Origin of the sequence: Peptoniphilus sp. HMSC075B08 (assembly GCF_001815405.1) — a bacterium.
GTDB lineage: Bacteria > Bacillota > Clostridia > Tissierellales > Peptoniphilaceae > Peptoniphilus_A > Peptoniphilus_A harei.
This window is the reverse complement of sequence record NZ_KV820448.1, coordinates 23,583-35,520: the sequence shown is the minus strand read 5'-3', so window position 1 is coordinate 35,520 and position 11,938 is coordinate 23,583. Positions and strand designations below refer to the sequence as shown.

At 33.9% G+C, this 11,938-nt stretch carries 10 protein-coding genes and 1 pseudogene; all 11 read right to left on the bottom strand.

Features of this window, described 5'->3' with window-relative positions:
• Positions 1-53 precede the first annotated feature (53 nt).
• The 11 genes and pseudogenes from HMPREF3023_RS03790 to HMPREF3023_RS03745 all read right to left on the bottom strand — a co-directional run bounded on the left by HMPREF3023_RS03790 (position 54) and on the right by HMPREF3023_RS03745 (position 11,805).
• Positions 54-1,391: a DUF3798 domain-containing protein gene (locus HMPREF3023_RS03790; protein ID WP_070700898.1), complete on the bottom strand. Its 1,338-nt coding sequence runs from the start codon at positions 1,389-1,391 to the stop codon at positions 54-56.
• A 388-nt stretch (positions 1,392-1,779) separates the two neighbouring features.
• A pseudogene (locus HMPREF3023_RS09825) lies at positions 1,780-1,953 on the bottom strand (gamma-glutamyl-gamma-aminobutyrate hydrolase family protein); the annotation flags it as partial.
• A gap of 158 nt (positions 1,954-2,111) precedes the next feature.
• Positions 2,112-2,783 (bottom strand): YoaK family protein, encoded by a 672-nt coding sequence (locus HMPREF3023_RS03785; RefSeq protein ID WP_070700896.1) that lies wholly within the window; start codon positions 2,781-2,783, stop codon positions 2,112-2,114.
• 107 nt (positions 2,784-2,890) lie between these two features.
• Positions 2,891-4,135, bottom strand: a complete 1,245-nt coding sequence (gene purD, locus HMPREF3023_RS03780) for a phosphoribosylamine--glycine ligase (RefSeq protein WP_070700894.1) — start codon at positions 4,133-4,135, stop codon at positions 2,891-2,893.
• A gap of 8 nt (positions 4,136-4,143) precedes the next feature.
• Positions 4,144-5,655: a bifunctional phosphoribosylaminoimidazolecarboxamide formyltransferase/IMP cyclohydrolase gene (gene purH, locus HMPREF3023_RS03775; RefSeq protein ID WP_070700892.1), complete on the bottom strand. Its 1,512-nt coding sequence runs from the start codon at positions 5,653-5,655 to the stop codon at positions 4,144-4,146.
• A gap of 1 nt (position 5,656) precedes the next feature.
• The gene (gene purN, locus HMPREF3023_RS03770) at positions 5,657-6,259 is read right to left on the bottom strand and encodes a phosphoribosylglycinamide formyltransferase (protein ID WP_210400910.1); all 603 of its coding nucleotides are present in this window, start codon (positions 6,257-6,259) and stop codon (positions 5,657-5,659) included.
• Positions 6,243-7,274: a phosphoribosylformylglycinamidine cyclo-ligase gene (gene purM, locus HMPREF3023_RS03765; RefSeq protein ID WP_070700888.1), complete on the bottom strand. Its 1,032-nt coding sequence runs from the start codon at positions 7,272-7,274 to the stop codon at positions 6,243-6,245. The genes purN and purM overlap by 17 nt, the downstream gene beginning before the upstream one ends.
• Before the next feature lie 11 nt (positions 7,275-7,285).
• The gene (gene purE / locus HMPREF3023_RS03760; protein ID WP_070700886.1) at positions 7,286-7,762 is read right to left on the bottom strand and encodes a 5-(carboxyamino)imidazole ribonucleotide mutase; all 477 of its coding nucleotides are present in this window, start codon (positions 7,760-7,762) and stop codon (positions 7,286-7,288) included.
• A gap of 10 nt (positions 7,763-7,772) precedes the next feature.
• Positions 7,773-8,453, bottom strand: a complete 681-nt coding sequence (locus HMPREF3023_RS03755; RefSeq protein WP_070700884.1) for a phosphoribosylaminoimidazolesuccinocarboxamide synthase — start codon at positions 8,451-8,453, stop codon at positions 7,773-7,775.
• A gap of 300 nt (positions 8,454-8,753) precedes the next feature.
• On the bottom strand, positions 8,754-10,898 hold the full coding sequence (gene ppk1 / locus HMPREF3023_RS03750; protein WP_210400909.1) for a polyphosphate kinase 1: 2,145 nt from the start codon (positions 10,896-10,898) through the stop codon (positions 8,754-8,756).
• Complete coding sequence (locus tag HMPREF3023_RS03745) at positions 10,876-11,805, bottom strand: Ppx/GppA phosphatase family protein (protein WP_246829179.1); 930 nt, start codon at positions 11,803-11,805, stop codon at positions 10,876-10,878. The genes ppk1 and HMPREF3023_RS03745 overlap by 23 nt, the downstream gene beginning before the upstream one ends.
• Between the last annotated feature and the right edge of the window lie 133 nt (positions 11,806-11,938).

Here is an 11,938-nt window from a genome sequence, read left to right as displayed (position 1 = left end):
TAATTTGTTCAATAAGATATTTACTTATTAATTAATAATATATAAATATTATTTTATTCAGCTTGTCCTTCTGCTGATTCTTGTGCTTCCTTGATAGCGTCTAAGTCAACATTTAGGTTTAGATATTTTTCAGGAACGTCAACCTTATCCATACCTAGGTAACCTCTACCATATACATAAGTGTCTTGAGCTAGTAAGAAGTGGTTTTCTTTAGTTTCTCCAGTAGCTCTGTCTATATAGTTTTCAGCCATCCAGTTTGCACCTTCAGTGTAGTTTTGAATAGCAGCAAGAATTTGTTCTTGGTTAAGAAGTTCGCCTTCACCCTTAAGAACTTCCATTACGTGGTCAACAGCACCAAGAGTTAGTGAATAACCTAGAGAGTATGCCCAAGTACCCATTCTCTTGTCGCCACCTTTTTCGATAACTGCCTTTTCAACAGCTTCGTTAATTGCCTTCCAGTCTCCAGCCATATCTTGGATGTCTACTGAGAATGCCTTAGGATAACCCATAATTGGAGATGGTAAGTCTTGTTCTACAAAGATTGCTCCACCAGCTGCAACACCTCTAAGTAGTGGTTCAGTGTGGGCGTCATTTGTACAGAAGAAAGCAGTGTCTTTACCGTATTTGTCTATCCATGGTTGGATGTTTTCTGCTATATATTGTTGTGCTCCTGGAACACCAATATCAGTTGTAGGATCTGGTGCGTTTAATGAAATAAATTCAAGTCCTAGGTCCTTACAAGCTTCTTCCATGATTGCACGTCTAAGAGCTAGAAGTTCAATAGACATGTGTCTTGGGAATGTGATGTGAGCAAATTTAGTAGCTCCCATTTCCTTAGCAGCAGCTATAATTCTGTATCCTCTAGATACGTTGTCAGCATCCATTACAAGGTCAGATGCATTTTCAACCATTACTGTATCTTCTTGAGCAACTAAGTTTACAAGAATGATATCAGGTCTTTTTTCTCTAATTTGGTTAAAAGCTGCAACAGTTCCTGGAACTGATTGGTTAACAAGGACAGCCTTCATTTGAGGGTCGTCTGCCATAGCTACAATTTTAGAAATTGTAGTTTCTTGTTCAGCTTCAAATCTGTCTGGATAAGTGTCGTGTTTAATAATTCCGCCTTCATCAGCAGAACCATAAAGTTCAATTGCCTTTTCAGCAGCACGGAACTCATCTTCAGCTTGAGATACAGTACCAGTTACGATTCCAATGTGATATTCTTCGCCTTCTTTTAGAGTTTCAAACTTTGCCTTTACTCCTGCATCTGCAGTTGTGGAAGCTTCTCCTTCTTCCTTTGCAGCTCCGTTGTCAACTTTTTGACAACCAGTGAATGCCAATGCAACAAGCATTAAAAGCATGATACCCATAAACCCTTTAAATTTTTTCATTTTTTACACCTCTTCTAATTTATTTAATATTGGTTTATAAATTAAAGAGATTTTATCACATTAAATGGCAAAATACAATGGAAATATGAATTAATTTTCATGTTTTGTAAATAAAAAATACAATATTTTTGCAATTAGAGTATTGCTTTTAAAATTTTATTATCTTTTAAAAGTTTTATAAGCCTCTGTATTACTACAATATAGTCTTAAATAAATTTTTGTATTTAATAATATTTTATAAAATGTTTTTTTAAGATTTTAAAAAGTATAATCCTTTGTTCATTTTAACCCCTATCAGTCTAAAGTATTTTAAATATAAAAAAGCCTGAGTTAAAAACTCAGACTTAAAATTAATTTTCACTTTTTCTTATAAAATTTATAAACAAGTTTATACTAGCTTCATCACATAAAATAAAGTTTCAATATTCCATTGGACTCTAATAATATTATGTTCGTCATTTATCGTCTCAAATGTTTCAAAAATATTGTCTTGAGACTTCGCTGCTAGCTTAAATCCTATTCCCAACTTGTCAATGGCTTGATAGTGAACAGAGTTAACAAAAAGTCTCTTATCTCTTAAGGCCTATCTTGGTTTTGAATCCTCTAATAAATCATATTTGTGAAATAGTATATAACTTAGAATCTTTTTTTGATTATAAACAATTTTTGAATAAATATTAATAGATCTTTAATAAACTTAGTTTTATAAATTTCATAAACTTAAGACTTTAAACCTTCTTCTAGAAATAGTATAAAAAAGGAAATTGCCAAAAGTCCCGCTGCAATTAATATTGATTTTATTCCCAAGCCTTTAGAAGTCAAGTAGCCAAGGGCTGCTCCCAATCCAAAGATAAGGATAACTGTGTAATATTTTTTTGCATTTTCAAGATAAACATCTTGCTTAGTTATATGATACTTAGAAAGATTTTCTGTTGCTGATCTTAGGTTCCCTATGCACATAGTTGTGGCAAAGTTAAGTCCATAAATTTTTTTAAAGGAATAAACTTGCATGGCACAAGAAAAGGATAAAAGGGCGTTAGCCAAATTATTTAGACTTTCTGGAATCATGGCCACTAGAATCATAATTATTATTTCAAATCCAATTATGTATTGACGCCAGTGGAGGACTCTTTTTTCAATTGCATCTTCAAACCTGACTGCAACATAGACTCCAAGAGCAAAAGATAGGACTGGGATTAAGTATGCCAAGGACTCTTTAAAATTCAAGTCTACTATGTTTTTGAATAAGAGAACTATATTTCCCGTTTGTGCATTGGCAAAGACTTTCCCCCTCATTAGGTAGGAGTAGGCATCTTGAAAGCCACCTGCCAAGGTAATAAAGACTATAACCAAAAATGTTTCGTGTAAATTTTCATAAGATTTTAATTTCATTTTAACCACCAATATATAGTCTAATACAAAAATAATTTTCTGCAATGAAAAACAGGTGATTGATTCCAACCACCTGTAAATTTAATTATAAATATTTATGAAAAAATTTATTTTGTTCCTATATCTTTTCTATAGTAAGCTCCTTGGAAGGAAATTTTTTCCACATTGTCGTAGGCCTTCTTGCGAGCTTCTTCTAAATCTTTACCTAAGGCTGTAATTGATAGGACTCTTCCACCATTTGTGTAAAGTCCATCAGTTTTTTTAGTTCCATTGTGGAAGACTATTAAGTCCTCATCAACCTTATCAAGTCCTTCGATGAGTTTTCCCTTTTCGTAGGATCCTGGATAACCACCTGAACACATGATAACTGTTAGGCAAGTCTCATCCTTCCACTTAATATCATCTGCTTCTAATTTTCCATCTATTGTCTTATTTAAAAGTTCATATAGGTCGACATCAAGTCTTGGCATTAGGACTTCTGTTTCAGGGTCTCCAAATCTTACGTTGAATTCAAGAACCTTAGGCATGTCATCTTCTATCATGAATCCAACAAAGAGGATTCCTGAGTAGTGAAGACCTTCATCATTAAGTCCTTTTTCAATTTTTCTATAAATTTTTTCAAGATTTTCTTCTAGTTTAGAACTTGCTGATACTGGAGAATAAGTTCCCACTCCGCCAGTGTTTGGTCCCTTGTCTCCATCAAAAATTTGCTTGTGGTCCTTAGCCCTTTCAAGAGGGAATAGCTTGTTATCTGAAACTAGGCAAAGAACTGAAGCTTCTTCTCCTGTCAAGAATTCTTCAATAACAACTGTGTTTCCTTGGTCGCCAAAAATCTTGTCCTTAAAAATCTTTTCAAGGGCATCTATAGCTTCATCCCTGTCTTGGCAAATTATAACTCCCTTTCCAAGGCAAAGTCCATCTGCCTTGACAACTAGGGGATAAGAAAATTCTTCAAGACCCTTTTCTGCATCATCATAGGATTCAAAGCTCTTATATTTTGCAGTTGGAATAGAATATTTTTCTAGGAATATTTTGGTAAATTCTTTTGACTTTTCAAATCTGGCACAAGACTTATTTGGTCCAAAAACCCTAAGTCCCTTTTCATTAAAGGCATCAACTAATCCTCTACATAGTGGGTCTTCTGGTCCCACAACTGTTAGGTCAATCTTATTTTCCACTGCAAAGGCAAGAAGTTTTTCAATATCTGTTGGGTCAATATCTAAATTTTCACAAAAATTCCCTGTGCCACCATTGCCCCTTGCCATGTAAATTTTATCAACAGATTTACTTTCCTTAAGCTTCCATGCAAGTGCGTGCTCTCTTCCACCATTTCCAATTACAAGTACTTTCATTTGGCCTCCTAGTGTCTAAAATGTCTCATATTAGTGAAGACAAGACAAATATTATTTTCATTTGCATAATCTATAACTTCTTGGTCCTTAACAGATCCACCTGGCTGAACAATTACCTCAATTCCTGCCTTGTGAAGAAGTTCTATTGTGTCCCTAAAGAAAAATCCATCTGATGCAAGGACTGCACCCTTTATTTTTTCTCCAGCTCTTTCAATTGCTTCTTCTACTGCCCAAGACCTCTTTGTTTCCCCTTGACCAAGGGCAAGAGTTCCACCATCTTTTGCAATGACAACTGAGTTTGAGAAAGTTGTCTTACAGCAAGTAAAGGCAAATTTTAATTCTTCAAGTTCTTTTTCACTTGGTTTTCTATTTGAAACAAATGATAATTTATCTTCATCCCAAATCTTGTCATCAAAATTTTGGATAATAATTCCATTTAGGACTTGTTTAAATCTAAATCCTGGCTCGTAAAGTTTTTCAAAGTCAGGTATTTCTATAAGTCTGATGTTTTTCTTTTGAGCTAAAAGGCCATAGGCTTCTTTAGAAAAACCTGGAGCTGCAACAATTTCCAAGAAAATCTTTGAAAGATGTTCTGCAGTTTTTATATCAACTTCCCTATTAAGTGCAATTATTCCACCAAAAATTGATTCATCATCACATTCATAGGCTTTTACAAAGGCTTCTTCAAGACTATCCCCTGTTCCAATTCCACAAGGATTTGTATGCTTAACAGCAACAGCTGCTGGCTTATCAAAATTAATCACTGCATTAAGAGCAGAGTACATGTCGTTTAAGTTGTTGTAAGAAACTTGCTTACCATGAAGAACCTTGTATTCAATTTTGTCTGGAGTATAAGAATCTTCATAGAAGGCTGCCCTTTGATGAGGGTTTTCACCATATCTCAACTCTTCAACAAGTTTATAAGACTTGTTTATATATCTTGGGAACCTATCCCCTTCTCTTTTTGCAAAATAATTTGAAATTACGGCATCATAGTGTGCAGTGTAGCTAAAGGCCTTGTTGGCAAGATATTCATTAAACTTTGGATCCTTCTTATCTATGTAGTCAAGTACACGGTCGTAGTCTGCTGGATCAGTTACAATGTAGACGTCCTTATAATTTTTGGCAGCTGCCCTAATCATTGATGGCCCACCAATATCTATGTTTTCAATCATAGTGTCGTGGTCTGCCTTTTCAAGCAACTTTTCTTCAAAAGGATAGAGGTTATTTACAACCATATCAATTGTTCCTATTTCTTCTTCCTTTAAAGTTTCCATATGTTCATTTAAATCACGTCTTGCAAGTATGCCTGCGTGGATTTTTGGGTTAAGAGTCTTCACTCTTCCATCTAAAATTTCTGGAAAACCAGTTACCTTGTCTACAGATATTACATCTATTCCTGCATCCTTTAGCTTCTTATAAGTTCCACCAGTAGAAATGATTTCCCAACCTCTATTGGCAAGTTCTTTGGCAAACTCAACAATTCCTTCTTTGTCATAAACTGAAATAAGTGCCCTCATCCTAACCTCCAATTACAACTTTTCCATTAACAACTTTTAACTTATCCTCGCAAAAATATTTTACAGAAAGAGGCAAAATTTCGTGCTCAATCGTTAAAACCTTTTGTTGAAGTTCTTCTGGACTCTCGTCTTCAACTTCAACAATTCTTTGCATGATAATAGGACCCTCATCTGCCCCCTCATTTACAAAATGAGTTGTGGCACCAGTGTATTTAACACCTCTTGATATGACGGCCTCATGTACTTTTAATCCATAGTAACCCCTGCCACAAAAGGCAGGAATTAGTGATGGATGTATATTAATTATTTTATTATCATAAATCTTGGTAATTTTTTCTGGCAAGATTTTTAGATATCCTGCCAGAATAATTAAGTCAATATTATTTTCTCTTAACTTGCTTATGAGTTCTTCATCATCTTTAATGCAGAGGCCAGGTATTCCCGCCTTCTCTGCTCTGACTAAGCCATAAGCATCTTCTCTATTTGAAATGACAATTTTTATTTTTCCGTTAATATAATTATTTTCTGTATTGTCAATGATGGCTTGTAGGTTTGTGCCACCACCTGAAATTAAAACTGCAATATTTTTAGAGGCTAAGGTCAATTTTATCTTCTCCAGCCACAACTTTTCCAAGTTCATAAAGTTTTAAGTCTGTATCCTTAAAGAAGTCAACAACCTTATCTTTGTCTTCTTCAGATACAACAAGAGTAAATCCAACGCCCATATTGAAGGTAGCGTACATGTCTTCATCCTTTAGATCTGCCCACTTCTTTAAAAGTTTAAAGATTTCAGGAGTTTCGATTACAGATGTATCAACCTTTGCACAAAGTCCATCTGGAATCATTCTTGGAATGTTTTCGTAGAATCCTCCACCTGTTATGTGACTCATTCCCTTAATATCAACAATTTTCAAAAGCTCAAGAATTTCCTTAACATAAATTCTTGTTGGCTTTAAAAGTTCTTCCCCTAGAGTAGAATTTAATTCATCAATTTCTTCATTTAAATCAAGTTTGCAGTGGTCAAATACAATTTTTCTAACAAGTGAATAACCATTAGAGTGGATACCATTGGAAGAAAGACCAAAAACTATGTCTCCTTCCTTAATAGCAGAACCATCGATAATTTTGTCCTTATCAACAACTCCAACAGCAAAACCTGCTAGGTCATATTGGTCTTCTTGGTAAACTCCAGGCATTTCTGCAGTTTCTCCACCAATAAGTGATGCTGAAGATTGGATACAACCTTCGGCAACTCCCTTTACAATTTCTTCCATTTTTTCAGGAACTAGCTTGCCAGTTGCAATATAGTCCAAGAAGAAAAGTGGTTTAGCGCCTTGGCATAAAATATCATTTACGCACATTGCCACACAGTCAATACCAATAGTATCGTGTTTATCAAGCATGTGAGCCAAGATAACTTTAGTACCAACACCATCTGTACCACTACAAAGTACAGGATTTTTAATTCCATCAAGGTCTAAATTAAATAAACCAGAAAATCCACCAAGAGATGATAAAACATCCTTGGATTGGGTTTTTTTAACAATACTCTTAATTAATTCAACTTCTCTTTGACCGGCATCAACATCTACGCCTGCATTCTTATAATTAATTGCCATCTCCGCTCCTTTTATCCTTCGTAAATATATTCGGTGTTTGCAATTTTTTCTGACATATCAGACCTAAATTGTCTTAGCTTTTCCTTTAAATTGTCATCAGATACAGCCAAAATTTCTGCAGCAAGGATTGCAGCATTTTCTCCACCATTAATAGCAACTGTAGCAACAGGTACTCCACTTGGCATTTGAACAGTGGAAAGAAGTGCATCTAGTCCATCAAGAGTTGAACTCTTAACAGGCACTCCAATAACAGGTCTTGTAGTAAGAGCTGCTATAACTCCACCAAGGTGGGCAGCCTTGCCTGCTATTGAAATGAAAACTTGACTTTCATCTTCAGCATTTTTTACATATTCTTGTAACTCTTTTAAGGCTCTGTGAGCAGAAATTACTTTGGCTTCATATTCAATCCCAAATTCCATTAATTTTGCAACGATCTTGTCTGCAATTTCTCTGTCAGAAATTGAACCCATTATAATTGATACTCTCATTTTTTACTCCTTAAATTTCTAGATATTTTGAAACATTAAGAGGTTCTACATATTCTCCATTATGGTAAGCTCTCATGTTTCCACCACTAACTTCGTCGATTAGGACGATTTCGTCTGATCCTTCAAGTCTACCGTATTCAAATTTAATATCGTAAAGGTCTAGTCCCTTTTCTTTTAAAAGGTCTTTTACAATATTTGCAATTTTCTTATTCATTTCTACGATTGTGTCGTATTCTTCAGCTTTTAAGATACCTAGGGCAACAAGTCCTTCTTTAGTAATAAGTGGATCGTCTCTTCCATCATCTTTTAAAGTGATTTCAGTATATTCTGGAAGGTCAGCACCTTCTTCTACATAAAGGCCATATCTTCTGTAGAAAGATCCAACGGCCTTAAATCTTGTAATAACTTCAAGACCCTTACCAAATACACTTGCTCTTTTTACTTCCATTAAATTATTGTCAAGGTCAGAAGAAATGTAGTGAGTGTTAATTCCTGCTTCATTGATTTTTTCAAAGAAGTATTTAGTAACTTTTAGACATTCTTTACCTGCACCTTCAATACTACCAGCTACTTGGTTTCCACCAGTATCAAAAACTCCGTCAGTTCCTGTCATGTCATCCTTAAATTGTAGGTAACATCTTCCGTCTTCTTCTAAAACATTCTTAGTTTTTCCTTGGTAAATAGTTTTCATAATTTCCTCCAGTAAATTAAATAAAGCCCAAAGAGGCAGATTTCGTAAAACCTACCCCTCTGGGCTTTTTTCCCTAAGGTGTGATACTTTATAAAAAAAGTACCCGTACCGCTCGGTCCTTGGCAAAGCCCGGATCCCTAGGCACACTTTCACTCATGATATGAGCTCTCATACAATTAGATATTATCAATTTAGATTTTAATTGTCAATAGTTTTTGTAAACTTGAGCCTGAATTTAAATTCCTTATATATCAATAATTTTTAAGGAATTCCAAAAGTAAAAGTGTATTTTTTAAAATTTTATTTTTTGAAATTTTTTAAGAGCTTACCAAAGAAAGAGTTCTTTTTGTTATGTTTTTCATCTTCAACTTTTTCTTTATCAGTAGTTGTTTTTTCGACTTTACTCCTCGCAGCAAAGTTCTTTTCTTCACACTTCTTTATAAAGTAATCTTGACATGAAATTCTCTCTCCTTGAATTTCAATTTTTTCATATTCTCCATGGCTATTCATTAACCTAGCACCAACATTATCCTGCATTTGTATTTCAAGATAATTTAGTATTCTATTTCTTATATCTTCATCCAATACTGGTGTCGCTATCTCAACTCTCTTCTCTGTATTTCTTGTCATAAGATCGGCAGAAGAAATGTACATATCTTTCTTGTCCTTGCCGAAGACATAAACCCTAGGGTGTTCTAAAAATCTTCCAACAATAGACTTAATTCTTATGTTTTCACTTTTCCCTTCTATACCAGGGAGAAGACATGAAATCCCCCTAATAATTAAATCAACTTTCACTCCCTTTTGTGATGCTTCAACAAATTTTTCTATAAAGTCCTTGTCTGTTAGAGAATTGAATTTACAAAGGATATAGCCATCTTCTCCCCTTTCAATTTCTCTTTCTACAAGATGCATAAGTCCTGACTTTAAGCTTGTTGGTGACTGTAGGAGATGTTTGTACTTTCCATCTAAATTGCCAATGGACATATTTTTAAAGAAATCTGTTGCATCAAGTCCTATTTCTGGATTGGCAGTCATTAAGGCAAAATCAGTGTATTGTTTAGCAGTGGATTCATTATAATTTCCTGTACCAATTTGGCTGATGTAATTTAAATTTCCACTTACACTGTCCTTATAAGTTATTAGGCAAATTTTGGAGTGCATTTTATACTTGTTAAAACCATAGATAATGTTGCAGCCTTCTTCATAAAGAATATTTGCATAATTTATATTTGATTCTTCGTCAAACCTCGCCTTTATCTCAACAAAAACTGTGACTTCTTTTCCATTTTGTGCTGCCTCTGTTAAGTATCTAACAACCTTAGAATTTTTTGCCAGCCTATAAATTGTTATCTTTATGGACTTGCACTCAGGGTCATTAGCTGCTTCTTTAAGAAGAGATATAAAGGTATCCATACTATCATAGGGATAAGATAAAATCCTGTCTTTCAATCTAATATCTTCTGTCACGCTGGAAGAAAAATCGCTAGGATTGTATTGTCTTAATTTCTTATAGAGGAGACCACTTTTTATAGCCTTTGGCACTTCATCAATTAAATCAAAGACATATTTCATGTTTAGGGGTGTTTCTGAAGAAAAATAAGCAGCCTCATCTAAGTCCAACTTTTTCAAAAGAAATTTAAGACTTGGCTTTTGAAGACTTCCTTCTGATTCCAACCTCACAACATTTAATCTCTTTCTCTTCTTTAAGATGGTCTTCATGTATTCAGTGTAGTCGTCAAACTCTTCCCAGGTATCCCTGTCATCAACAAAGTCGGTATTCCTTGTTACCTTAATTATATTTTTTGATAAGACCTCATAATCCTTAAAAATTTCATCAATTTTATTTAGAATTATATCTTCCATTAAAATATATTCAAAGTTTTCTCCTGGCAAGATTAAATATTTTGGATAAGTTCTTCTAACCGGAACTATACCAAATACTTTTTCTCCATTTTTCTCTAGATGTGCAATGGCATATAATTTCGTATTTTCTAAAAATGGAAAGGGATGATTTATATCAACTATTTGAGGAGACACAAGTTGATCAATCCTATTAATATAAAAGTCATCTACAAAATCTTTTTGATTTTTATCCAAATCTTCGTAAGATAAGTTTCTTATATTTACCTTCTCTAAGCTCTCACTTACTTCTTTAAAAATCTCGTCCTTCTCTTCATAAATTTTTGGAAGAGTTTCTAAAATTGCCTGAATTTGCTCTTCTGCATTCATCCCAGTCTTGTTATCTTTTACTTCTTTTTTCAAGGAAGATAAGTCATGAAGAGAGCCAACCCTAACCATAAAAAATTCATCTAAATTTGAAATAAAAATACTAATAAATTTTAATTTCTCCAGGTCAGGGACTTCTTTTTCAGTTGCTTCAAGGAGTACTCTTTCGTTAAATCTTAGCCAGGATAATTCTCTATTTTGAAAGTAGGATTTCATCATTACCACCCAATACTTTATAAATTAAATAACCTTCTCTCAGTCCATTTCCAGAAACTTGTATCTCATTTATATTAAACTTTTTCATAAAAGTTCTTAAAATTATTATTCCAGGTACAGTTGTATGGATTCTGGCTGGGTTTATGCTCAAGATTGACCTAATAATATCTGTGTCCTTGTCCTCAATAAGTTCCATTAATTTATCAAGGTCATCTAAGCTAAAGGATTTGTCATCTCCTCCCCAAAGGTCTTCAATGATTTTTCCTGTAGTTCTAATTGATCCACCAATTCCAACTAATTTGTCTGTCTTAGTAGAAAATTTAAAAGAATTAATTTCACGAAGAACAATCTTTTTAATAGCACGCATTTCTTTTTTCTTTGGCAAAATTCTCGATACATTTGCAGTAAAAAGTAAGAGTGAACCAATATTTAAGTTTAAAAATTCCTTAGGTCCTTCTTCATCGAAATAAACAACTTCTGTACTGGCACCACCAATATCTATTGAAAGTCCACTTTCAATTTCTACTTCACTTCTTATTCCAACATTTCCAAGAAAAGCTTCTTCAACTTGGTCTAGGACGTCAATATCAATATCAAGTTCTTCCTTGACTCTTGCCAAGACTTCCTCTGTGTTGTCTAAATTTCTCAAGGATGCTGTAGCAAAGGGTGAGAAAGTGTCAACCTTTAGTTCTTCTACAATATTTTTTATACTTGCAAGGGTCTTTATAAGTTTTTTTATTCCCTTTCCAGAAAGTTCGCCATCGTGCACATAAGTTATTAGTCCAGCCGTATATTTTTTATTTAAAACTTTTTTTAATTCTTCAGTCTCTTCGTGAACGTCAAAGACTATTAACCTAATTGTGTTGGATCCTATATCTACTATTGCGTGTCTCATAAATAATCTCATCCTTCCTCATAATCATTCACAATCATCTTAAACTTCAATTGTAAAATTCTTGTAAATTTTTCTTTTAAAGTATGTAATTTTTTGTCTAGTATTTTGAACAATAAAATTTTAAACAAAAAAGGAGCCAGTTACC